Source organism: Kribbella speibonae, assembly GCF_004331375.1.
GTDB classification, from domain to species: domain Bacteria; phylum Actinomycetota; class Actinomycetes; order Propionibacteriales; family Kribbellaceae; genus Kribbella; species Kribbella sindirgiensis.
Genome location: NZ_SJKC01000001.1, coordinates 607,983 through 630,207, shown reverse-complemented (window position 1 = coordinate 630,207; position 22,225 = coordinate 607,983). Strand labels below are relative to the sequence as shown.

Sequence of the window (22,225 nt, the reverse complement as noted above, 5' to 3'; positions counted from 1 at the left end):
TGCTCCTGTCCTTGCTCAGCTCGCCGGTGTCGGCGCGTTCTTCAGCCGGAAGACCCAGAACTGGCCGCCGACGTCGTACAGGTGACCTGCCTCCGGCACGTGGTCTCCCAGGGAACCCGAGGCGGAGTCGTACCCGCCGCCTTCGGCGCCCCAGGGCCCGACGTACAGGTAGGTGTGACCGGGTCCGTTCAGGATGTCACCCGGCTTCATGCCGCCTGGCGGCACGGCATGCCAGTAGTCGTACTTCCCGGAGTCCTTCATGTAGTCGAACTGGACCCCGGTCGACACCTTCGGGAAGTCCTTGTCGGCGCCGCTCATCCGCATCACGGTCGCGACGAAGCGGCCGCAGTCGCTGTAGGGGACGTAGCCGCTGGAGCCGTCGTTGAACTTCTCCATCGCTTCGACGAACTCCGGTTTCGCGATACTCGGGTCCGTGCCGTCGTGACCGTCCTCGGGCCAGGCCAGGTTCTTCGCGACCTCGGCGATGTTGCCGCTGCCGGCGCCGCACCCGCCGGTGGCGCCGGCGTTCTGCGCGCCGCCTCCCGACGCCGGCGCCGAACCGGCGAACTGTTCGAACACGTGCCGCGCGTTCGCCTTCCGGTCGGCGTACGTCGGGTGGTTCGGGTTCTCGTGCCCGCCGAACCGCTCGAACTTGTCGCCGAACTCGTACGCCGCTTCATCGACCGTTGTCGCGGCCTTGATCGCGCGCCCAGCCGCGGCTTCCGCGATCGGCCCTTCGCCGTTGAGCTGCTTGACCAGGAATTCCAGCTGGTAGCCGAGGGAGGCGATCTTGTCGTCCTGGACACCGGCGTCGCGGGACGGGTTGACCATCTTGCGGGCGGGTGTCCACTGCACGATGCCCCAGCCGAGCTCGGTGGTGAGCACCTCGGACGGCGGCGTCACGACACCCGGGTCCGTGTTCTGCAGACGCCCCGGCTCGACGCTGGACTCGGCGATCATGTTGCCGACGATGCCCGCGGCCTGCTCCTTGGTGTAGCCGTTCTGGACCAGGAAGTTGAAGGCCTTCTGCTGGTTGTTGGACCCGGAGAGGTCGCCGTCGACACAACTGCACGCGCCGGAGGTCTCCGAGTCGAGCACGAAGGGGTTCTCGTCGGGCGCCGGGACGATGGACCACTCGTTGTTCTGCTCCTGGTCGGCCCACATCTCCCAGTGGATGTGCGCGCCGCCGATGCCGATCGGGGCGCCCTCGGTGTCGGTGCCCTCGCTGCCGGTACCGGCGGTGCCGATCTGGTCGCCGCGCTTGACCTCGGCGCCGTTGCTGACGGTGATGGTCTTCATGGGCATGTACCGCGTCTCGACGCTCTCGAGGCGGATCCGGACCTCGTTGTCCTTGGCGTAGACGACCTTGCCGTCCTGGGACGCGTAGACCTTGGCGTCCTCGTCCACCCTGAAGTCGTAGCCCTTGTGGATGAAGGTCCACTCGCCGTCGATCTCGTGCCGGTCGGTCGGCCACCCCATCAGGGGCTTGTCCTGGGCGTGTTGTGCGCACTGCGCTTCGGCCGAGGCCGACCCGGCCAGTGCGCCGAGCAGCAGGAGCAGCACGATGCCCAACGACAGCGCCAACGCCAGCACGATCCCGGCGGCCATCTGCAACAGCTTGCCGGCGCCTTCCACGCTGTGCTCCTCGCTCGTTCGAGTGGCTTCCTGCGTCGGTCCGCGGGAAGGGGCGGCCACTTACAGGGAAATGCTGCCCGAAAACCGGGTCATGCGTCGCAAGTTATCCACAGGGAGACTGGCCGGAGCCGGGTCGGGCGCGACAACGGACCGGGTCTGGACGAGAATCACACCATGTACGAACGGCTGCGGGTGGACCGCTCGACCACGGTGGACCGGGTGGTCGACGCGCTGCGCGCCGCCCTGTTCGCCGGCGATCTGGAGCCCGGTACGCCGCTGCGTGAGCAGCCGCTCGCCGAGGCGCTCGGAGTCGCCCGGAGCACCATCCGCGAGGCGATGACGATGCTGGTCACCGAGGGCCTCGCGGTCCGCGAGCCGAACAAAGGGGTCAGCGTCGCGATCCTGCACCCGGACGCGGTGGCCGACATCTGCCGTGCCCGGTTCGTGCTCGAATCCGCCGGGATCCGGGCCTGGTACGACGCCGACGAGGCGGCCCGGGAGCGGGTCCGGGAGGCGATGCGGGTGTTCGCCGCGACCGCCAAGGACGGTGCCGACCCGGAGGCCCTGACCGAGACCCACCTGGCCATCCACCGCAGCCTGGTGGCGCTCACCGGCAGTGACCGGCTGATTGCGACCGCCGACTCGGTCACCGGCGAGGCACGGCTTGCGCTGGCCCGGGTGGACGCGCTGCGGCAGGACGCGCGCCAGCAGGTCGCGTCCCACCGCAAACTCGTCCGGTTGCTCGAGCGGGGCGAGCTCGACGAGTGCGTCGAGGAGCTCCGCCGGCATCTCGCCGGCGCCGAGGAATCCCTCCTCGAAGCCATCGCGATGCCGCCCGCCTGAGCCCTCAGACCAGGCTCAGACCAGTCCGTCCGCCGTCACGTCGTACGTCTGCGAGCCCACCCGGAGGCCGGTCAGGCGGGCGTTCGGGTCGAGGGCCGTGACCTGTGGATTCGCGGTCACGGTGCCGTCCAGAGCGACCTCGATGCCGAAGACGCCCTCCAGGACCAGGCTGACCCAGGCGCCGGACGACGAGCAGGACCAGTCGATCAGGTACGGGAACTGCGGCGGCGACTTCCGCGCGCCACCGGCCATCGCGGGCTGCGCCTCCTCGACGAAATGCGCCTGACCGCACGGGCCTTGGTTCGCGGACTTGGCGAGACCCGGCAGCCAGTCGAGCAGTACGTCGCCGCGCCCGAGCGCGAACAGTGCGCGCCCCGCGTCCGCCGGCCAGGCCGGGTACGCGCCGTTCCACTGGTGGTCCGGACGGACGCTGAACGCGGCATCCGCGTCGTACGGCGACAGCGCGCGCATCCACGTGGGCGTCTGCAGCTCCCGCTGGAAGAACGACACCATCTCGGCGCACTGGGACTCGGACAGGTCGTCCGGGATCGTCGTACCGATGATGTTGAAGTCGTAGCAGTGCCGCACCGGGACGAGCGAGCCGTCCGGCTGCCGCGCGTGCCAGAACCCCTTGCCCTCGACGTACAGCTCGTTGACGTGCCCTGCCTGCTCGGACGCCTCCTTGCGGAGCAGGGCGGCTCGGTCCGCGTCACCGGACCGGTCCGCGAGCTCAGCCGCCACCCGCAGGCACCAGACGTTGGCGGCGTTGAAGCTGGCCACCTCGTGCACGTAGCTGCTCACACACTCCAGCAGGTTGTCGATGCCGCCGTAGTCGGCCAGCGCGTGCTCACCGCGCAGTCCGCGCCAGGCGGTCGCCCAGTCGTGCACATGCTCCGTAACTGGCTTCGGACCAACGGAAACGTCCAGGAACGCCTCGTCGCCGGTGAAGCGCACGTAGTCGCGTACCAGCCGGGTCATGGCGAAGTCGTTCACCGAGTACCAGTAGCCGACCGGTCCGCCGGTCAGCCACTCGGTCCCGAAGTGCTTGTGGGTGTCCAGCTCGATCCAGTGCTCGATGTGCTTCCGCATCGGCTCCGGGTCCAGCAGCGCATGCGTGAGCGAGGACAGGCTGTAGTCCCAGATGAACGTCGTGGTCTGCCAGTACCGCGGCATCAACGTGTCGTACGTCCGCCCCAGCACACTGGCCGGGTTGTCCCGCCGGAACCAGATGACCCCGAGCACACCCCACCAGTACAGCTTCCGCAACGCCTCGTTGGACGTCTCCAGCACGGGCAGGGACCCGCTGAACCCGTCGCTGGACGGGTCGAACGCGTCGGCGATCGCCACGTCCCACATGCTCTCCGCCACCGAGATCACGGCCGGTACGTCGGCCACGCAGACGTCGAAGTGCTCTGTGGCCTCCTCCAGCGTGCCCGCCAGCACATGCACGTACGACAGCCGCCCGCGCCCCGCCTCGTCCAGGACGACCGTTGCCTCGAGCATCGCCCTGTCCACGGTGCTGGGCACATCCAGGCCCTGGATGCACACGGCGGATCCGGATTCGCCGGTGCCTACAACCCGATTGTCGACAACCGACAGCGTGTTCACCTCGGACGGCGGCTCCGGCTTCAACCAGCCGCTGCCTGAGCGAGTCGCCGTGCTGTCCAGGGCGAGGCTGAGGTGGACCGAGCGGCCGGGTGCGCCGGAGACCTCCAGCTGGACGACCACCGCCGGTCGGCCGGGCGCACAGGCGGTGGTGGTACGGAGGTCGAGGCCGTCGACCGTGGTGGAGCGGATCACGCAGTCCGGGCGCCACACGACCTCCACGGTGCCGCCGTACGAGCGCGCCAGCCGCCCGTCGACGTACAGCTGGCCGGTGATCGTGTCGCCGTGCGAGTACGGCGGGAAGTTGACGCTCCGGATCGCCACGACGTCGTGGTCGACCTGTGCCGTCCCCAGGAAGTTGGTCAGCCCGGGCGGGTTGAACATGTCGTCGTACGTGTGGACAAGGACATCGCTCGCCAGGTCGGCGGAACGCGGAATCATGACGGGTCGGCCCAATCGGTGTTCGGGAGCAGGGGGTACCAGTCCGGGCGGGCCGGATCGCGGTCGTAGGGGTACGGGCCGAGTTCGCGGAAGAGTTCGGCGTACTCGGCCAGCTTGTCGCGGTCCAGCTCGACGCCCAGGCCGGGCGCGTCGGGGACAGCGATCGCGCCGTCGGCGTACGGAAGCTTGCCGCCGGCAATGATGTCGTCGCGCAGGTGGTGGTAGTGCGCGTCCGCGGCGAACGACAGGTTCGGTACGACGGCGCCGAGGTGCAGCATCGTCGCGAGCTGGATGCCGAGCTCGCCGGACGAGTGCACCGCGACCCCGAGCTGGAACGTCTCGCAGACGCCGGCCGCCTTGATACACGGCCGGATTCCGCCCCAGAACGTGGTGTCCAGCAGGATCACGTCGACGGCGGGATCGCGGACGTTCGCGGCGAGCTGTTCGAAGTTCACCACGACGGTGTTCGTCGCGAGCGGGATCGGGGTGTTCTCGCGGACCCGGCGCATCCCGTTCAGGCCCCAGGTCGGGTCCTCGAGGTAGTCGTTGTCGAGGTCCTCGATCCCGCGGGCGAACCGGATCGCCTCCTCGACGCTGAACGCGCCGTTCGGGTCGAAGCGCACGCGGTGCCCAGGGAGTGCCTCGGCCAGTGCGCGGAAGCATTCGCGTTCGTAGTCCGGCGGGAACACCCCGCCCTTCAGCTTGTGCACGCTGAACCCGTGCTCGTCGACCAGCGAGCGGGCGTGCGCCACCAGTTGTTCCGCCGTACGGATCTCGCCGGTGCCGTCCTCCGCAGGGTGCCGGAAGAACAGGTAGCTGGCGAACGGAACCTGCGAGCGCACCTTACCGCCGAGCAATTCGTGGACCGGTACGCCGAGCTCGCGGCCCTGCAGATCGAGACACGCGAACTCGATGGCGGCCAGCAACTGGGTCCGGTTGTTGTACAGGCTCGCGGTCGGGTTGGCGAGCATCCAGCGCAGCGCCTCGGTGCGCGCCGGGTCGTGGCCGACGAGATACGGCTTGAGCCCGGTGACCGCGGCCTCGGCGCTCTGCCCGCCGCCGCCCATCTCACCGAGGCCGATCAGCCCGTTGTCGGCCTCGACCTCCACGACGGTCCGTACGAAACGTCCCCAGTGCGCTCCGTTGCTGTGCCGCAGCGGCGCCTCCAACGGCATCGTCACCGTGGTCGCCCGAATGTCGACGATCTTCACTTCGCGTCCTCCGGCAGTACGACGGCCAGCCCGGCGGTCAACCCGCCGTCGACCTTCACGTCCGCTCCGGTCACGAACGCCGCGGCCGGGGAGGACAGGAAGTAGATGACCTCGGCAACTTCTCCTGGTGTCGCCACCCGCCCGAGCGGATGCGAACGACCCCACTCTGCGACGACGTCGTCCGTCGAGCGGTCGCCGGCGAACTGCGCAGCCGACGTACGAAGCATCGGCGTGTCCACGGAACCGGGGCAGACCGCGTTCACACGGATCCCGTCCGCAGCGTGATCCACCGCCATCGCCCGGACGAGGCTGAGCAGCGCGCCCTTCCCCATCGAGTACGCCGCGACGCCCGTCTGCGCCGCGTACGCCTGCACGGACGACACCACCACGACACTCCCGCCGCGGGACATCCGCGGGACGAACGCCTGGCACGCGAAGAACACGCCCCCGACGTTCACCGCCATCACCTCGTCGTACACGTTCGACGGCGTATCGACCACGGTTCCGTACCGCTGCACGCCCGCGGCACAGACGAGCGCGTCCACCGCGCCGATCTCCTCGGCGACGGACGCGAGCGCGGCCCGGTCTGCAACATCCACTTGCACACCGGTGACGCCGCTCAGACCGGCCAGCGCCTGCGCGTCCCGATCCAGGGCGAACACCCGGTCCCCGGCGGTGATGAAGCGTTCGACTGCACCTCGTCCGATGCCGGCGGCACCACCGGTCACGACGACTGTGCGACTCATATGTGTCCTCTCAGAACTGGCCCAGGGCGAGGCCCCGGGAGAAGAAGCGTTGGGCGGCGAGGAAGAGGATGACCGTGGGCAGCGAGACGAGCAGGCCACCGGCCAGCACGGTCGGGAGCGACGCCCCGCCGTACGTGCTCTGCAGGCCGGTCAGGGCCGGCATGATCGGGCGGACCGACTCCGACTGGCTCAGGGTCAGGCCGAGCAGCAGGTCGTTCCAGACGAACGTCGCCTGCAGGATGAAGATCGCGGCCAGCGCCGACCCCGCCATCGGCAGGTAGATGCTGCGGAAGATCCGGAACAGCCCGCCGCCGTCGACCACCGCGGCCTCGAACACGCTGCGCGCGATCCCGGTGAAGAAGTTCCGCATCACGAACGCCGAGAACGGCACACTGATCGCGGTGTAGACGATGATCATGCCGGTCCGGGTGTCGTACAGGCCCGAGTTCGCGTACCCGGAGAACAACGGCATCAGGATCATCTGCAGCGGGAAGATCGTCCCGCCGAAGATGAACACGAACCACAGGAAACCGCGCTTCAGCCGCAGTACGACGATCGCGTACCCGGCCGCCGAGCCGATCAGCACCGCGAGCACCGGCGCGATCACGCTGTACATCGTGGTCGCGACCAACGTGTCCCCCAGCGCCGCCTTGCTCCAGGCGTCACCGAAGTTCGCGAACAGCGAGAACCCGGCCGGCTTCCACACGGTCTTCGCGTCGTACCCGTCGACGGACTTGGACGCGTTCACGACCAGCAGGTAGACCGGCGCGAGCCAGATCAGCCCCAGCACGATCAGAACCGCCGTCTTAACCCTGCTCACGGGCGTCCCCCAACTGGTAGCGCAGGTACAGGATCGAGGCCGCGAAGGTGACCAGGCTCAGGAACAGCGCGATCGCGGCGCCCTGGCCGTAGTCGTTCAGGACGAAGGTCTCCTTGTACATGGACAGTGCCAGCGTCTCGGACGACGTACCTGGGCCGCCCTGCGTCATCACCCACACCACGTCGAACGTCTTCAGGCTGCCGACGATCGAGAGCCCGATGACCACCGTGGTGATCGGCCGCAGCTGCGGCCACAAGTGATGGCGGAACAGGCTGAAGCCTTCGGCGCCGTCCAGGCGAGCGGCCTCCAGTGGCTCAGCAGGGATCGACTGCAGGCCGACCACGAACAGCAGCGCGTTCACGCCGGCCGCCTGCCAGGTGACCGCCACGATCATCATCAGCGTGTTGCCGGGACCTGCCTGCAGCCAGCCGGTGTGGGCACCCGGAAGCCCGAAGAACCCGAGTGCCTGACCCAGTGCGCCGTCCGGCTGCAGTACGAAGCCCCAGATGACGCCAACGGCCACACCGGAGATCGCGTACGGCAGCAGGAACGGCAGCCGCAGCCAGGTGCCCCACTTGTGCCCGTAGGTCAGTACGGCGATCAGTAGGCCGAGCGCTACGGGCAGGGTCACCATGCCGACCACCCACAGCAGCGTGTTGACCAGTGCCCCGATCAGATCGGGGTCACTGAACATCGCCTTGTAGTTGGCCAGACCGGACCACACCGGTGAGGCGAGCCCGTCGTAGTCGGTGAAGCTGACATACGTGGTCCACACGAACGGCAGGTACAGCAGGAGTGCGACGACCGCTACAGCTGGTAGGCCGAACAGAGGCGCCTTACGCGCCCCTGTCCGGTCCAGGGCCTGATTGCTCACTTCTGCTTGGCCCAGTACGCGTCCGCCTCGGCCTGGATCTTCTGCAGGCCCGGCATCGGGTCACCCGGCTTGGTCACGAACGCGCCGAACACCTCGAGGGCCTTGTTCGCCACCGGAACCGGCGTCGCCTCGAACCACCTGTTGATCAGGCGGTATCCGTTGACGTCCTTGTTCAGCTGCGCCAGCCCCGGGTCCTTGACCTCGGCCTTCGGGTTGAACGACAGGTCGCCGCGGGAGTTCGCCCACGCGGTCTGCGCCTGCGGCGTGACCCACCAGTCGGTCCACTTCTTGACGGTCGACGCGTGGTCCGACGCCGCGGCCGAACAGACCGGGCCGGTCTCGAAGATCATCGACGTCTTCGGCAGCGCCGGGTTCACGTTCGGGATCACGAAGAAGTCGTAGTCGGTCCCGGCCTTCATCTTCAGCGTGTTCAGGTTGCCGCTGAACCAGGTGCCGAAGTTGATCATCGCGACGTCGCCGTTCTTCAGCTGCGCCTGCGGCTCGGTCTTCGCGCCCGGGTCGCTGAAGTACCCGGCGTCGATCATCTTCTTCCACTCGTTCATCACCTCGACCACGCCCGGGTCGGTGTACTTCGCCTTACCGGCGGCGAGCGCGTCGTACAGGTCCGGGTCCTTACCGGCCAGCAGCGTCTCGAACCAGACGAACGAGAACAGGATGTTGGTCTGGTAGAACGGCTTCACGCCCGCGGCCTTGACCTTGTCGGCCACCTGCAGCAGCTCGGCCCAGGTCTTCGGGGTCGCGGTGATCCCGGCCTTCTTGAAGACGGCCTTGTTGTAGTACATCACCCAGTAGCCGGCGTTCAGCGGGACGCAGTACTGCTTGCCGTCGAACGTGAAGTACTGCTTGAGCTGCTCCGGGATGTTGCCGTCAGCAACCGCCTTGGTCCACTGGTCGGTGGTCTCGGCGACGAGCTTCTGGTCCACCAGGTCCTGAAGTTCCTTGCCGGTGTGCCACGTGAACAGGTCGGCCTTCTCCTTGGTCCGGAACGAGGACCGGATGAACGCGGTGTACGTGTTCGAGTCGGAGTACCCGACCGGTTCCATGCCGACGCCGACGTCCTTCTTGCTGGCCGCCCCGACCTGGGTGAACGCGTCCTTCCAGCCGCCCTTGTCGTTGTAGAACTTCAGCGAGTCGACCGGCTTGTCCTCGCCCTTCTTCGGAGCAGCGGCGCCGCCACCGCCACAGGCGGACAGAGCCAGCACTCCGGCGACGGCCAACGCGGTCAGCGCCTTCCGGTGAATCATGGTGTTCCTCTCAGCTCAGGGTTGCTGAAAACGGTCGTTGATGACGGCCAGTACGCCGTCGAGGTGCTCGCGGGTGAGCAGTTCGGCCAGATCCGCGTCGCCGGACCGGACCGCGTCGTAGATCGCGCGGTGCTCGTCCAGGTCGGCCTGCCGGTCGCCGTGGATGTGCAGGATCTCCAGCTGCTCCCGGGCGTTCACGACCGTGACCGACTCGACCACCTCGGCCAGCGTCGAGTTCCCGGACGCCTGGGCCAGTGAGCGGTGGAAGTCCATGTTCACTTCGGCCAGTTGCGCATGGTCGCCGGACGCGATCAGCTCGGCCGCGGTGTCCAGGTCCTTGGCCATCTGCTCCAGCGCGGCCTCTGCACGCGTCCGCGCTGCGAGTGCGGCAACAGGTGGCTCGATCAGGGCACGGGCCTGCAGGAGCTCCACCAGCCGGTCCGGACTCGGCGCCAGCGCCAGGGGGTTGGCCAGAACCAGCCGGCCGACGTTCGGACCGACGTACACGCCAGAGCCATGCCTGAGCTCGACAGCTCCGGTGGCCTCCAGCCGGCGCAGCGCCTCCCGCACGGTGGGTACGGCGACCTTGAACCGTTCCGCCAGCGATCGCACAGCCTCGAACTGGTCACCCGGCGCCAGCTTCCGCTCCGCGATCAGGGCCAGCATGGACGTGGCCAGATCGTCGAGCAGACTCCGCCGTACGACGCCTCCCGTGGCGCTCACTTGGCCGCCGCCAGCGTGACCGACACGAACCGCGGGCGGTAGATGCTCACGTCGCCGTACAGCTCGTCGCTGACCAGGCTGTTGACGTTGTAGCTCACCAGGAGCGAGGTGCCGCGTCGCAGGTCGGGGTGGTCGTGGGAGTTGTACGTGATGATGTTCCCGCCCGTCTCGGGGGTCTGGTACAGCTCGACCGGCTTCACCCACGGACCGGTCGGCGAGCAGGAGAAGTACCCGAGGACACGCTTGCTGAACAGCTCGTTGGTGTCGTGCGTAACCAGCAGGTAGCCGTCACTCCAGCGGGTCACACTGTGCTCGTTGGCGACACCCTGGAGCACCCGGGCGGACGCGGTCTCGTCGCTGGACCAGCCCGAGCCGGTCCAGTACTCCCACGGCTTCCCGGTCAGGTCGTCGCCACGGACCCGAGCGACGTGCTGGTACTTCGCCGCACCCAGGTCCTCGACGCCGTAGACGTACGTGTACCCGCGGTCCCGCAACAGCCAGCCGGACCACTGCACGTTCGCACTCGACGGAATCGGGGTGAGGCTCTTGAGCTTGTACGTGGTGCTGTCGAACCGAGCCAGGTAGTTGCTGGCCCATCGCCAGTCCCACTGACCCGTCCCGGTCTTCTCGAAGCGCAGCGCGACCACGTCGAGGTCGCGGCCGGCGTGGCTGGTCTGCGCCGCACCGAACCAATACCAGCCGTTGGACGGCGGCGGGACGAGCGCGGTCGGGTTGGTCGCCGTACCGCCGGTGACCGTCTTCAACCGACTGCCCTGCTGGATCACGAACGAGTTGTTGAGGAACGGCGTGGTTTTCGGACGGCTGCCGTCGGCGTTCACCGGCCCGAGGAACGTGTCGGAGAAGACCCACGCCGTACGGCCGCCCGGGAGCGGGACGGAGTAGGTGCTGTCCGCACCCGTCCAGCCCTTCCCGGTGTCGGAGTACGCGTTCAGCAACCCCTCAGGGGCGGCGTGGGGGGTCGTCTGAGCGGTCCAGTTCGTCTGGACAGCGCTGCAGCTCGAGGGGCTTGCAGCGGCGGGGACAGCGAGGCCTGCTGCCGTAAGTGACAACGCAACTACCGCAACCAAGGGACGGGACATGAAAATGATCAGATCACTTGGTCATTTTGCCTGTCAAGAGTCAGGGTTGGATCAGGGCGCGTACTGAGAGTGGTGTTACCTGTCGGGTGGGAGGATCGACGGCATGAAGAACTTGATCATCAGGTTGCTGGTCAACGCGATCGCGCTGGCGGCGGCGAGCTGGCTCGTCTCCGGAATCACCCTGCAGGGCGCGACCACCGGCAAGCGCGTGCTGACGCTGCTGATCGTGGCCGCGATCTTCGGGGTCGTGAACGCGATCGTGAAGCCCGTGGTGAAGGTCCTGTCCTTCCCGCTGCTGATCCTGACCCTGGGGCTGCTGACCTTCGTGATCAACGCGGCGATGCTGCTGCTGACGTCCTGGATCACCGGCAAGCTCGACGTCCAGTTCCACGTCGACGGCTTCTGGGCCGCGCTCTTCGGCGCACTGATCATCAGCGTCGTCGGCATGATCCTCAACGCGGTCCTGCCGGAGAAGGCCGAAGTTCACTAGTGCACGTCGAGATCGTCTGCACAGGGAACATCTGCCGGTCGCCGATGGGCGAGGTGGTGCTGCGCGCCAAGCTCGCCGAGGCCGGGCTCGCCGGCGTCGAGGTGACCAGCTCCGGCACCGGAGGCTGGCATGTCGGCGACCGGATGGACCCGCGCGCGGCGGCCGCCCTCGCGAGGCGCGGGTACGACGGGAGCGCCCATCGGGCCCGTCGGTTCGAGCGGTCCTGGGACCGGGACCTGATCCTCGCGATGGACTCCGGCCACCTCGAGACGCTCAACCGGTACGGCGCGGCGGCACAGTTGTTCGCGCGCGACGACGTACCCGATCCGTACTACGGCGAGGACGACGGCTTCGACGACGTCCTCGCCCAGATTGAGAAGGCGGCCGACCAGTGGGTCGACCGCCTCCGCGATCAGGCCTGACCGATCTCCGACTTCAGGGTCACGAACCAGTCGGCCGTCGGGTCGAACTCCTTGCCGCCGGCGATCCGCGGGAACTCGATCGCGCGCAGTTCGTCGCCGCGCTCCTCGTCGTGGCCGACGACGCCGGACTCACCGCGCAGCGCCGCGTCGACCGCGTAGTCGGTGCACTCCTTGATCAGCGCCAGGTCACGGTCGTTGGCCGCGGCCGAGCGGCTGAAGTACCCGCTCTTCTGCACCATCGTCTTCTCGGCGCCGATCCGCTCCGCGAACTGCTTCGCGAACCAGGCGCCCGGGTTGATGGTGTCCAGCTTGACGTGCCCGAACGGGTCCCGGCCGACCTCCTCGCCGCGGGCCTCCATCTCGGCCACGATCGACGGGACGCCGGCGCCCTCGGACAGGAAGATGTTGACACAGTCCTCGGAGTCCATCACCTTCCGCAGCCGCTCCGCCTCGGCGTCCAGGTCGATCGTTGCCTCCGGCACGTACACGGCGTGCACCGACCAGCCGGCCTTGTCCAGACCGATCCCCGGGTTCCACTCCTGCTCGTCGACCCACTGCTGGTAGGCCTGCGCCGTGGCCGCGGTCAGCCAGCCGCAGTTCCGCCCCATCACCTCGTGGACGATCAGCATCCGCGGGTTCGAGGTGTGCTCGGCGATGATGTTGCGGGCGAACAGCGCGCCCTGCTCGGCCGCGGTCCAGGCGCCCAGGCTCTGCCGGATCGGGACCACGTCGTTGTCGATCGTCTTCGGCAGGCCGACCACGGTCAGGTCGTAGTCGTGCTCCTGCAGGTACGCCGCGAGGTCGGCGGCCGTGGTGTTGGTGTCGTCCCCGCCGATGGTGTGCAGTACGTCGACACCGTCCGCGACGAGCCGCTCGGCCGCGACCTGGAGGGCGTTCTGCCCGTCCTGGATCAGGCCGCGCTTGACCAGGTCGGCGGTGTTGGTGAGCTTCACCCGGCTGTTGCCGATCGGGCTGCCGCCGAACTTGTGCAGCAAGGAAGCCTTCTCCCGGACCTCCGGCGTCACGGTCAGGAACCGGCCGCTGAGCAAGCCGTGGTACCCGTTCAGGTAGGCGATGATCTCCACGTCGGGCGCCACATCGGTGTAGCGCTCGATCAGCCCGCCGACGGCGGACGACAGGCAGGGCGCGAGCCCGCCGGCGGTGAGCAGGGCAACTCTGCGGACAGACTTGTCGGCAGCCATGAGCCAGGGTCCTTCCCGGAGACGAAATCGCCACCAGACTAGTGATGCAGACCACTCTCAGCGGTGGTTGGGGTTCACCCTGCGGACAGCGGCACGCTGCGGGGCGGGACCGGCGTGGAGACGACGAACGAACTGGTGGTCTGGCCGTGCACCAGGAACTTGTCCAGCACGTCCTCCAGCGCGGCGATCTCGGCGACCTGGACGCGCATCAGGAAGCAGTCCTCCCCAGAGATCCGGTGGCACTCGACGACCTCCGGCGTCCGGCCGGCCAGCTCGATGATCTTCGGGATCTGGTTGGGGCCGGGGCGCAGCCGCACCCAGGCGGCGACCGGACGACCGAGCGCGGCCGGGTCGATGTCGACGCGGTACCCGCGGATCACCCCGGACTCCTCCAGCCGCGCGACCCGCTCACGCACCGTCGGCGTCGACACACCCAGCCGCCGCGCTAGCTCGGTGGTCCGTAGCCGCGGGTCGGCCGTGAGCTCAGTCAGGATCCGGGTATTGAGCTCATCCAGGATCTGACTTCTCGTTTCGGTAAGCAAAACAGCCTCCTAGGCTCCGATCCGTCATGGATCCTCGCGCATTTCGTTCCTACTGTAGTGAGCGTGACAACCCTTACCGAAGCTCCGCCGCGCGCCGGCCGGCTCGCTGCGGGTGCCGCCGCCGTCACGGTCGTTCTGTGGGCGTCGTCGTTCGTCGCCATCCGCCACGTCGGCACCGAGATCTCCGCCGGCGCCCTGTCGCTGGCCCGCCTCGGGCTGGGCAGCATCTTCCTCGGCGCCCTCCTCTTCGCTCGTCCCCGACCGGCCGCGACCGTACGCCGGTGGCCCGCGCAGCGTGACTGGCTGCCACTCATCGCATGTGGTGTGCTCTGGTTCGGCGTCTACAACCTGGCGCTCAACGAGGCCGAGCGGCGACTCGACGCAGGCACGGCGGCCATGCTCGTGCACATCGCCCCGCTGCTGATCGCCGTACTCGCCGGGATCGGTCTCGGCGAAGGCTTCCCGCGGCAGCTGGTGATCGGCGGCCTGGTCGCGTTCGCCGGCATCGTCGTGATCGGTACGTCGACTTCGAGCGGCCGCGCCGAGACGTGGGGTGTCGTGCTCTGCGTCGTCGCCGCGATCTCGTACGCCGTCGGTGTGGTCACGCAGAAGCCGCTCCTGAGCCGTCTGCCTGCTGCCGAGGTCACCTGGCTCGCCTGCACGATCGGAGCGGTCGTCTGCCTGCCATTCGCGCCCACGCTGATCGACGAGGTCCGCTCTGCCGACGCAGGCACCATCTGGTGGATGGTCTACCTGGCAGCGTTCCCGACCGCGCTCGGCTTCACCACCTGGGCCTTTGCGCTCCGGCGTACGAGTGCCGGCCGGATGGGGGTCACCGTGTACGCCGTGCCGGTGGTCGCGATCGTGCTGGGCTGGCTGCTGCTCGGTGAGGCTCCAACCGTCGTGGCGTTGGCCGGTGGTGCGCTGTGCCTGGCCGGGGTCGCTATCTCCAGGAGGACCGTATGAAGTTCGGTGTGTTCGTTCCGCAGGGCTGGCGGATGGATCTGGTCGAGCTGGACGACCCGGTCGAGCAGTGGGAGGCCATGACCGCTGTGGCCAAGGCAGCCGACGCAGGTCCGTGGGACTCGATCTGGCTCTACGACCACTTCCACACTGTCCCGGAGCCGGTCCGGGAGACTGTCTTCGAGATGTGGACGACCACGGCCGCACTGGCGCGTGACACGTCGCGGGTGAACCTGGGTCAGCTGGTCGGCTGCAACGGGTACCGCAACCCGGCCCTGTTCGCCAAGATGGCCGCCACCGTCGACGTCGCCAGCCACGGCCGCATGTACGCCGGGATCGGCGCGGGCTGGTCGGAACACGAGTGGAAGGCATACGGCTACCCGTGGACGAGCCAGAAGGAGCGAATGGGCTCGTTCGTCGAGTCGGTCGAGCTGCTGCACCGGCTGTGGACCGAGGACGACGTGGTGTTCCAGGGGCAGTACCACTCGGTCGACAAGCCGTACGTCGTTCCGCGGCGCAAACCCAAGCTCTGGATCGGTGGCGGCGGTGAACGCGTTACATTGCGACTAGTTGCAAAGTACGGCGACGCCTGCAACTTCGGCACCGGCCGGGTCGACGTCATCGAGCAGAAGCTGGCGATCCTCCGCAAACACTGCGACGAGGTCGGCCGCGACTACGACGAGATCATCAAGTCGACCAGCCTGAACGTCTTCCCGATCGAGGACGGCGCCGACCCGGTGGCCGCGACGGCCAAGGCCCGTGGACGGTACAGCCTGGACGAGTTCCGGGAGATCGGCTCCGGCGGGACATCACATGTGCTGGCCGACGTGGTCACGACGAAACAGCTGCGAGACCACCTGGAACAGCTGGCCGAAGTGGGGATCGACTACGTCATCTCCTACATCCCTGGTGTGGCCTACGATCACGAGCCGCTCGAGCGGTTCGCCGAAGAGGTCAGGTGCTGGTGAATGCCGTCGTACGCCGTCACCGGCGGGAGTAGGCGCTTCGGGATCTTGGTGACCACGCTGTAGTCGGCGTCGACCACGTTCGCCAGCGGGACCTCGCTGACCTGGCTGAGCAGCTGGTACGCGTCCAGCTTGTCCAGCCCGTACAGGTCGCCGAGCCAGCGCACCATGTCCACCTGACCGGCCCGCCACGCGTCCTCGAGCGGCCGGCTCGACCCGATCACGGACAGGTACTCGTCGCTCTCCAGCCGCGGCCAGAGCGGTCCCGGCGTCTTGAGCAGCTCCACGATCAGTACGACGTTCATCGCGCCCTCGACCGCGGTGCCGCAGGACTCGCCCTCACCCTGCCGGTAGTGGCCGTCGCCGACCGAGAACAGTGCGCCCTCGACGTTGACGTTCAGGTAGCAGGTGGTCCCGGCCCGCATCTCCGGCGTGTCCATGTTGCCGCCGAACGTGTCCGGCACCAACGCCGAGCGGACCTCACCGCCGGCGGGCGCGACGCCCACCGTGCCGAGCATCGGCTCGAGCGGCAGCGCCACCTCCAGCTCACTCCCCTGCGCCTGGAACCCGACCGTCCGGCGAGCGCTGTCCACCTCGTAGATCCACGTGCGCTCCGGCAGCGGGTCCTGCAGCGTCGCGGTCCGGTCGGTGCTGGTCAGCCCGCCGAAGAACGGGATCGTCGCCGACGCACCCCAGCTCCGGGCCGGCGTCAGCTCGACGAAGTGCAGGACCAGCGTGTCCCCTGGCTCGGCGCCCTCGACGTAGAACGGCCCGGTCTGCGGGTTGACGAACGGCATCGTCAGCGAGGCGCTCGCGAGGTCCGTCGTACTGCGCAGGCTCCCGGCGAACGCGTCCTCGGTCCAGAGGCGGAGCGCGGTGCCCGGCTTGACCCGGCGTACTGGCGCGACACCCCCGAAGGTCCAGGCGAAGTCGGCGGGCTCGGGGGTGAATTCCAGAACGTCCACGTCTGGCAACCTAAGGTGTCCTGGAGGTGTTGTGCGAGCGATCAGCGGGTTCTCAGGCGATTCTCACAGAAGCGACCTACTCTCGGCTGAGCGGAACTTCGAGCGGAGCGGGGCAAGACGATGCGGGTACTGGTGGTGGACGACGACCGGGCGGTCCGGGACTCGCTGCGCCGTTCGCTGGAGTTCAACGACTTCGAGGTGGTGACCGCGTCCGACGGCGCCGAGGCGCTCGCGGTGATCGGCAACGTCGAGCCGGACGTCGTGGTGATGGACGTGATGATGCCGCGGCTGGACGGCCTGGAGACCACCAAGGCCTTGCGGGCCGCGGGCAACAATGTGCCGATCCTGGTGCTCACCGCGCGGGACGCGGTCGCGGACCGGGTGGACGGCCTGGACGCCGGCGGCGACGACTACCTCACGAAGCCCTTCGCGCTGGAGGAGCTCCTGGCCCGGCTGCGCGCGCTGCTGCGCCGCAGCACCGCCCCCGGTGAGGGCGGCCAGCGCGGCGAGGTGCTGCAGTACGCCGACCTCGTGGTCGACGTCGACGCGCACGAGGTGCACCGCGGCGAAGTGGCCATCCAGCTCACCCGGACCGAGTTCTCGCTGCTCGAGCTGCTGATCCGCAACCCGCGCCGGGTGCTGGAGCGGGCTGTCATCCTGGACGCCGTCTGGGGCTACGACTTCCCCACCACCGCGAACTCGCTCGAGGTGTACGTCGGCTACCTGCGCCGGAAGACCGAGGTCAACGGTCTGCCGCGCCTGATCCACACCGTCCGCGGCATCGGGTACGTACTGAGGGACACGCCGCCGTGAGTGAGCAACACCCCGAGCAGTTCCCCTCGTACGCCGATCGACCGCAGCAACCGCAGCAGCAACCGGCACAGTCCGCGCGGCCCGTTGCCAGCAGCAACGGCAATCGCGTGGCGGCGACCGCTGCCCGGACCCAGACCTGGTGGAACGAGACGCTCCACAAGCTCACACTGCATGCCCGCGTGACGCTGCTCGCCGCGGTCGCGGTCGGCCTCGCGGTGGCGATCGTCAGCATCGCGGCGTACGTCACCGTGCGCCAGCAGATGTACCAGAACCTGGACGACAGCCTGATCCAGCGGGCCGGGCAGGCCGCGCAGAAGGGTGTCCTGACCAACCTCGACAACCTGCAGAGGGCCTCCGCGGACGCGTTCGGCCTCAGCGACATCCGCGTCGGCGTGCTGAGCGCGACCGGCGACAAGTACGCGCCGATCAACAGTCCGCTCCCGCCGATGGGCGACGACGAGCTCCAGATCGCCCAGAACCAGGGCGACCAGGCCAGCCTGCGCACCGTCGGCGCCCGTAATGGCGGCTCGCACTTCCGCGTGGTCGCCGTACCCGCCCGGTTCTGCCCGGTGCGTGAGCCGTGCAACTACAACGACGAGCTCTTCCAGCCCGGCGCGCTGGTGGTGGCGCAGTCGTTGGGGCCGATCGACCAGACCCTGCACAACCTGGGGATCGTGCTGTGGGCGTTCGGACTGATCGGCGTGATCGGCGCGGCGCTCGCCGGCAACGCGGTCGCACGGTCCGGTCTGCGGCCGTTGGCGCGACTGACCGGAGCCGCGGAGCACGTCGCGCGGACCGAGGACCTGAAGCCGATCCCGGTGGCCGGGACCGACGAGATCTCCCGGCTGGCGATGGCGTTCAACGCGATGCTCGGCGCGCTCGCGCAGTCCCGCGACCGGCAGCGCCGGCTGGTCGGCGACGCGGGCCATGAGCTCCGTACGCCGCTCACCAGCGTCCGCACCAACCTGGATCTGCTCGCCCAGGCGGACAAGCGCGGCGGCCTCCGGCCCGAAGACAGGCAGCAGCTGCTGGACGACGTACGTGCCCAGATGGACGAGCTGACGCAGCTGATCGGCGACCTGACCGAACTGGCCCGCGACACCCCGCAGGTGCGGAACGCGGAGCTGATCGAGCTGTCCAACGTCGTCGAGGACGCCGTCATCAAGGTACGGCGACGCGCACCCGGGCTGGAGTGGCACGTACAGCTCACGCCGTTCCCGGTCTGGGGCGACGAGCGACTGCTCGGACGTGCGGTCACGAACCTGCTCGACAACGCGGCGAAGTACAGCGTCCCTGAAGGTACGGAGCAGCTGTCCGACGGACAGCCCGTCGGACACGTGACGGTCCGGCTCCTGGACGGCGTACTGACCGTGACCGACTCTGGCCCGGGGATCGCCGAGGCGGACCTACCCCACGTGTTCGACCGCTTCTACCGCTCCAGCGAGGCCCGCAGCCGTCCCGGCTCCGGCCTGGGCCTGGCAATCGTGAAGCACGCAGCGGAGCAGCACGGCGGCATGATCTACGCCCGCAACGTCCCCGGAGCAGGCGCACAGTTCACCCTGTGGCTCCCACACGCCGCGACCCAGACGCGCTAACAACTTCCTGTCGGTGGGGTCGGCGAGACTGCTGATGTGCCTGACTTTGCGGTCATCTTGCCCGGGGATCCGTCATGACGGTGCGGGCGTACAAGTACGCGCTGAATCCGACTTCCCGTCAAGCTCGGTACCTGGATGCGCATTGCGCGGCGGCACGAAAGGCATTCAACTGGGGTTCTCGGCCGGGTCAAAGCGGTAATGGACCAGCGGGCGGCGGAATTGACCTACGGTGTGCCAGACGAACTGTTGACGCCGTCGATCTCGTGGTCGATGTACTCGCTGCGCAAAGCCTGGAATCAGGCCAAAGCAAGGGTCGCGCCTTGGTGGGCGGACTACTCGAAGGAGGCCTACGCCAGCGGCCTGGCCCAACTCGCCACCGCGCTGATGAACTGGCGCGACTCGCGCAACGGCAAGCGACGCGGGCGGGCAGTGGGGTTCCCGCGGTTCAAGTCCAAGCGCAAAGCGGTCAGGTCGTGCCGATTCACCACCGGCGCCATCGGCTGCGAGGAGAGGTACGCCGTACTTCCGCGGATCGGCCGGGTCAGGCTGCACGAGACACCGGCACCGGAACTGCTGGACGGCACGGCCCGGATCATGGCGGCGACGATCCGGTTCGAGCGCGGCCGATGGTTCGTGTCGTTCACCATCGAACAGGACACACCCGTCCGGGCGCCGACGCGTCCCGGCGCGGTGGTCGGCGTGGACCTGGGCATCAAGAGCCTCGCGGTCCTGGCCGAACCGGGCAGAGTGCTCGCCCCGGTCCCGAACCCCAAGCACCTGGACGCGTCGCTGCACAGGCTCGGCACGCTGTCGCGTCGCGTATCCCGCCGCGTCGGCAGGGACCGGCGTACGGGCCGAGTGCCATCGAAGAGGTGGCAGCGCGCCAACGCGCAGCGCAACCGTGCTTACTACAGAGTGGCGAACCAGCGGGCGGACGCGCTGCACAAGCTCACCAGTGCGATCGCGGCCGAGTACGGGACCGTTGTCGTGGAAGACCTGAACGTGGCCGGGATGCTGCGCAACCGGCGCCTCGCCCGGCGGATCGCGGACGCGGGTTTCGGGGAGATCCGGCGGCAACTGGCGTACAAGACCCAGTGGAACGGCGGACGGCTGATCGTGGCCGATCGGTGGTTTCCGTCGAGTAAGACCTGTTCGGGGTGTGGAGTGGTGAAAGCCAAGCTGCTCTTGTCCGAACGCGTGTACAGGTGTGAGTCCTGCGGTCTGGTGATGGACCGTGATGAGAACGCGGCGAGGAATCTTGCCGCGCTGGCGGTCGCCGCGAGTGGTGCGGAGACGTTAAACGGACGTGGAGCCGACCAGAAGACCCGGGGTACCGGGCGGGTGGCTGTGAAACGTCTACCCGGCAGCCTTGAGCATCAGACCGGGACCGCCTCGCCAGAGGCTGTGAGTGGGTAGACAGTGACTATCCCATCTTCAACGGATCTTCACAGAGTTCTTTGGCCACTCCAACGGGATCTTCAGGGCCCTCTCAGGTCCGGCCGACACAGTACTTGTCATGACCGAGAACCAGCCGCAGCAGCCGCAGAACCAGCCCGGCCAGAACGCACAGGGACCGCAGGGGCCGGAGCGGACGCAGCAGCTGCCGATGTACGGGCAGCATCAGCAGCAACAGCACGCGCCGCTTGGTGGGCTGCCGCGGCTGGACTCGGGGCCGCAAGGGCAGCGGCCGGGACAGTACCCCGCAGGTGGGAGTGCTTATCCGCAGTTCGGGGCGCCGGGGACGCATCAGGGGACGTCTCCGGGCCCGAACTGGCCCATCGGACCGCAGCCGGCCACCGCGACCGCGGTGAAGCCGAAGCGCCGGGCCGGACTCGCCGTGGTGGCGCTGACCGCGCTGCTGGTCGGCACCGCGGGCGGTGTCGGCGGTGCGGCCGTCTACTCGGCGACCACCGACCACACCGCGAACTCTCCCTCGGTGACCGCCCCGCTGACCGGTAACCAGGCGGCGCCCGCGTCGGCGCCGGACGGCTCGGTGCAGAGCGCCGCCGCGAAGGTACTGCCGAGCGTGGTGAAGATCGCGGTCGCGACCCAGCAGGGGCAGGCAACCGGGTCGGGCATCGTGATCAGCAAGGACGGACTGATCGTCACGAACAACCACGTGGTGTCCGGCGCCGGGCAGGGCGCCGAGCTCACCGTGATCCTGAACGACGGGCGGACCGTGACAGCCACCGTCAAGGGCACCGACCCGCTCACCGACCTGGCGGTCATCCAGGCGAACGCGACCGGCCTCACGCCGGCCACCCTCGGCCAGAGCGGGAAGCTCGCGGTCGGGCAGGGCGTGGTGGCGATCGGTTCGCCGTTCGGCCTGGAGGCGACCGTGACCAGCGGCATCGTCTCGGCGCTGAACCGCCCGGTGACGTCGGGCGACGAGGAGCAGGACAGTACGACGGTCTTCCCAGCAATCCAGACGGACGCCGCGATCAATCCGGGAAACTCCGGCGGCGCCCTCATCGACCTCGCCGGCCAGGTGGTCGGTATCAACAGCGCGATCAAAACCGCCGGCGGATCGGGACAATCCGAAGGCGGAAACATCGGCCTGGGGTTCGCGATCCCGATCGACCAGGCCAAGCCGATCATCGACGAGCTGGTGGCCAAGGGCAAGGCCACGCATGCGCGGCTCGGAGTGACGGTCGGCGACGCGCAGTCCTCCGACGGGCTCACGAACGGAGCACGCCTCGGCGAGGTTACGTCCGGCGGTGCGGCGGACAAGGCCGGTCTGCAGTCAGGTGACGTGGTCACCGCTGTGGACGGTAAGGCGATCGCGTCAGGGGACGCGTTGGTCGCCGCGGTCCGTTCGCACCGCCCGGGCGATCAGGTGACGCTCACCGTCACCCGCAACGGCAAGCCCCAATCCATCAAGGCCACTCTCGGCTCCGACAACGGGAACCCGACCGGCTGACCGGACGTCTCAACCAGTAGACCGGACTGCGCCGCCCACCGAGCGGCGCAGTCCGTTTTTTAATGCGCTGCGACGATCGGGTGCA

21 protein-coding genes and 1 pseudogene are annotated in these 22,225 nt (G+C 68.5%); 10 read left to right on the top strand and 12 right to left on the bottom strand.

Features of this window, described 5'->3' with window-relative positions:
* Window positions 1–15: 15 nt before the first annotated feature.
* Window positions 16–1,635 carry a phage tail tip lysozyme gene (locus tag E0H92_RS03230; RefSeq protein ID WP_238152954.1) on the bottom strand — a complete coding sequence of 540 codons (1,620 nt, stop codon included), beginning with the start codon at window positions 1,633–1,635 and terminating at the stop codon, window positions 16–18.
* A gap of 174 nt (window positions 1,636–1,809) precedes the next feature.
* Here E0H92_RS03230 and E0H92_RS03225 point away from each other — a divergent pair, with 174 nt between their 5' ends.
* Entirely contained in the window at window positions 1,810–2,478 is a 669-nt protein-coding gene (locus E0H92_RS03225) for a GntR family transcriptional regulator (RefSeq protein WP_131464313.1), read from the top strand.
* 15 nt (window positions 2,479–2,493) lie between these two features.
* Here E0H92_RS03225 and E0H92_RS03220 read toward each other — a convergent pair whose 3' ends face one another.
* Genes E0H92_RS03220 through E0H92_RS03185 form a run of 8 tightly spaced genes read right to left on the bottom strand, consistent with a single transcriptional unit; the run spans window position 2,494 to window position 11,119 of the window.
* Window positions 2,494–4,524 carry a glucosidase family protein gene (locus tag E0H92_RS03220; protein WP_131495330.1) on the bottom strand — a complete coding sequence of 677 codons (2,031 nt, stop codon included), beginning with the start codon at window positions 4,522–4,524 and terminating at the stop codon, window positions 2,494–2,496.
* Window positions 4,521–5,735, bottom strand: coding sequence for an enolase C-terminal domain-like protein (locus E0H92_RS03215; protein WP_131464309.1), 1,215 nt, complete (start codon window positions 5,733–5,735; stop codon window positions 4,521–4,523). Before E0H92_RS03215 ends, E0H92_RS03220 begins: the two co-directional genes overlap by 4 nt.
* Entirely contained in the window at window positions 5,732–6,481 is a 750-nt protein-coding gene (locus E0H92_RS03210) for an SDR family NAD(P)-dependent oxidoreductase (protein WP_131464307.1), read from the bottom strand. Before E0H92_RS03210 ends, E0H92_RS03215 begins: the two co-directional genes overlap by 4 nt.
* A gap of 10 nt (window positions 6,482–6,491) precedes the next feature.
* Window positions 6,492–7,301: a carbohydrate ABC transporter permease gene (locus E0H92_RS03205; protein WP_131495329.1), complete on the bottom strand. Its 810-nt coding sequence runs from the start codon at window positions 7,299–7,301 to the stop codon at window positions 6,492–6,494.
* Complete coding sequence (locus tag E0H92_RS03200) at window positions 7,288–8,175, bottom strand: carbohydrate ABC transporter permease (protein WP_131464302.1); 888 nt, start codon at window positions 8,173–8,175, stop codon at window positions 7,288–7,290. The genes E0H92_RS03205 and E0H92_RS03200 overlap by 14 nt, the downstream gene beginning before the upstream one ends.
* Window positions 8,172–9,440, bottom strand: coding sequence for an ABC transporter substrate-binding protein (locus tag E0H92_RS03195; protein ID WP_131284073.1), 1,269 nt, complete (start codon window positions 9,438–9,440; stop codon window positions 8,172–8,174). The genes E0H92_RS03200 and E0H92_RS03195 overlap by 4 nt, the downstream gene beginning before the upstream one ends.
* Window positions 9,441–9,455: 15 nt before the next feature.
* Window positions 9,456–10,163, bottom strand: a complete 708-nt coding sequence (locus E0H92_RS03190; RefSeq protein WP_202873502.1) for a FadR/GntR family transcriptional regulator — start codon at window positions 10,161–10,163, stop codon at window positions 9,456–9,458.
* On the bottom strand, window positions 10,160–11,119 hold the full coding sequence (locus E0H92_RS03185; RefSeq protein ID WP_202873501.1) for a DUF4185 domain-containing protein: 960 nt from the start codon (window positions 11,117–11,119) through the stop codon (window positions 10,160–10,162). The genes E0H92_RS03190 and E0H92_RS03185 overlap by 4 nt, the downstream gene beginning before the upstream one ends.
* A 247-nt stretch (window positions 11,120–11,366) precedes the next feature.
* On the opposite strand from E0H92_RS03185, the gene E0H92_RS03180 reads away from it, so the two are divergent.
* Both E0H92_RS03180 and E0H92_RS03175 read left to right on the top strand, forming a co-directional pair.
* Window positions 11,367–11,753 carry a phage holin family protein gene (locus E0H92_RS03180; protein WP_131495327.1) on the top strand — a complete coding sequence of 129 codons (387 nt, stop codon included), beginning with the start codon at window positions 11,367–11,369 and terminating at the stop codon, window positions 11,751–11,753.
* Window positions 11,753–12,175, top strand: a complete 423-nt coding sequence (locus E0H92_RS03175; RefSeq protein ID WP_202873500.1) for a low molecular weight protein-tyrosine-phosphatase — start codon at window positions 11,753–11,755, stop codon at window positions 12,173–12,175. The genes E0H92_RS03180 and E0H92_RS03175 overlap by 1 nt, the downstream gene beginning before the upstream one ends.
* Here E0H92_RS03175 and E0H92_RS03170 read toward each other — a convergent pair.
* Window positions 12,166–13,377: a pyrophosphate--fructose-6-phosphate 1-phosphotransferase gene (locus tag E0H92_RS03170; protein ID WP_131495326.1), complete on the bottom strand. Its 1,212-nt coding sequence runs from the start codon at window positions 13,375–13,377 to the stop codon at window positions 12,166–12,168. The two genes, E0H92_RS03175 and E0H92_RS03170, sit on opposite strands and share 10 nt — an antisense overlap.
* A 74-nt stretch (window positions 13,378–13,451) precedes the next feature.
* On the bottom strand, window positions 13,452–13,919 hold the full coding sequence (locus tag E0H92_RS03165; protein WP_202873499.1) for an Lrp/AsnC family transcriptional regulator: 468 nt from the start codon (window positions 13,917–13,919) through the stop codon (window positions 13,452–13,454).
* A 63-nt stretch (window positions 13,920–13,982) separates the two neighbouring features.
* Between E0H92_RS03165 and E0H92_RS03160 the strand changes: the two genes are divergently transcribed.
* Together E0H92_RS03160 and E0H92_RS03155 are read left to right on the top strand one after the other, a co-directional pair.
* Window positions 13,983–14,885 (top strand): DMT family transporter, encoded by a 903-nt coding sequence (locus E0H92_RS03160; protein WP_131495325.1) that lies wholly within the window; start codon window positions 13,983–13,985, stop codon window positions 14,883–14,885.
* A complete protein-coding gene (locus E0H92_RS03155) occupies window positions 14,882–15,850 on the top strand; it encodes a TIGR03560 family F420-dependent LLM class oxidoreductase (protein ID WP_131495324.1) in 969 nt (322 codons plus the stop codon). The genes E0H92_RS03160 and E0H92_RS03155 overlap by 4 nt, the downstream gene beginning before the upstream one ends.
* Here E0H92_RS03155 and E0H92_RS03150 read toward each other — a convergent pair.
* Window positions 15,805–16,812 (bottom strand): acetamidase/formamidase family protein, encoded by a 1,008-nt coding sequence (locus tag E0H92_RS03150; RefSeq protein WP_131495323.1) that lies wholly within the window; start codon window positions 16,810–16,812, stop codon window positions 15,805–15,807. The genes E0H92_RS03155 and E0H92_RS03150 overlap by 46 nt on opposite strands.
* 120 nt (window positions 16,813–16,932) lie before the next feature.
* On the opposite strand from E0H92_RS03150, the gene E0H92_RS03145 reads away from it, so the two are divergent.
* The 5 genes and pseudogenes from E0H92_RS03145 to E0H92_RS03130 all read left to right on the top strand — a co-directional run bounded on the left by E0H92_RS03145 (window position 16,933) and on the right by E0H92_RS03130 (window position 22,140).
* Window positions 16,933–17,625: a response regulator transcription factor gene (locus E0H92_RS03145; protein WP_131464288.1), complete on the top strand. Its 693-nt coding sequence runs from the start codon at window positions 16,933–16,935 to the stop codon at window positions 17,623–17,625.
* A complete protein-coding gene (locus tag E0H92_RS03140; protein ID WP_238173296.1) occupies window positions 17,622–19,220 on the top strand; it encodes a sensor histidine kinase in 1,599 nt (532 codons plus the stop codon). Before E0H92_RS03145 ends, E0H92_RS03140 begins: the two co-directional genes overlap by 4 nt.
* Window positions 19,221–19,294: 74 nt before the next feature.
* Window positions 19,295–19,384: pseudogene (locus tag E0H92_RS45700) on the top strand (helix-turn-helix domain-containing protein); the annotation flags it as partial.
* A complete protein-coding gene (gene tnpB, locus E0H92_RS03135; protein ID WP_275670081.1) occupies window positions 19,356–20,636 on the top strand; it encodes an IS607 family element RNA-guided endonuclease TnpB in 1,281 nt (426 codons plus the stop codon). The pseudogene E0H92_RS45700 and the gene tnpB, both read left to right, overlap by 29 nt.
* 100 nt (window positions 20,637–20,736) lie before the next feature.
* Entirely contained in the window at window positions 20,737–22,140 is a 1,404-nt protein-coding gene (locus E0H92_RS03130) for a S1C family serine protease (RefSeq protein WP_131464286.1), read from the top strand.
* The last annotated feature ends 85 nt before the right edge of the window (window positions 22,141–22,225 follow it).

What these genes read in the sequence shown, in the direction of transcription:
- E0H92_RS03225 (WP_131464313.1), top strand. Translation starts at nt 1,810, where the DNA reads ATGTACGAACGGCTGCGGGTGGACCGCTCGACCACGGTGGACCGGGTG.
- E0H92_RS03220 (WP_131495330.1), bottom strand. Translation starts at nt 4,524, where the DNA reads ATGATTCCGCGTTCCGCCGACCTGGCGAGCGATGTCCTTGTCCACACG.
- E0H92_RS03210 (WP_131464307.1), bottom strand. Translation starts at nt 6,481, where the DNA reads ATGAGTCGCACAGTCGTCGTGACCGGTGGTGCCGCCGGCATCGGACGA.
- E0H92_RS03195 (WP_131284073.1), bottom strand. Translation starts at nt 9,440, where the DNA reads ATGATTCACCGGAAGGCGCTGACCGCGTTGGCCGTCGCCGGAGTGCTG.
- E0H92_RS03180 (WP_131495327.1), top strand. Translation starts at nt 11,367, where the DNA reads ATGAAGAACTTGATCATCAGGTTGCTGGTCAACGCGATCGCGCTGGCG.
- E0H92_RS03170 (WP_131495326.1), bottom strand. Translation starts at nt 13,377, where the DNA reads ATGGCTGCCGACAAGTCTGTCCGCAGAGTTGCCCTGCTCACCGCCGGC.
- E0H92_RS03155 (WP_131495324.1), top strand. Translation starts at nt 14,882, where the DNA reads ATGAAGTTCGGTGTGTTCGTTCCGCAGGGCTGGCGGATGGATCTGGTC.
- E0H92_RS03145 (WP_131464288.1), top strand. Translation starts at nt 16,933, where the DNA reads ATGCGGGTACTGGTGGTGGACGACGACCGGGCGGTCCGGGACTCGCTG.
- tnpB (WP_275670081.1), top strand. Translation starts at nt 19,356, where the DNA reads ATGCGCATTGCGCGGCGGCACGAAAGGCATTCAACTGGGGTTCTCGGC.
- E0H92_RS03130 (WP_131464286.1), top strand. Translation starts at nt 20,737, where the DNA reads ATGACCGAGAACCAGCCGCAGCAGCCGCAGAACCAGCCCGGCCAGAAC.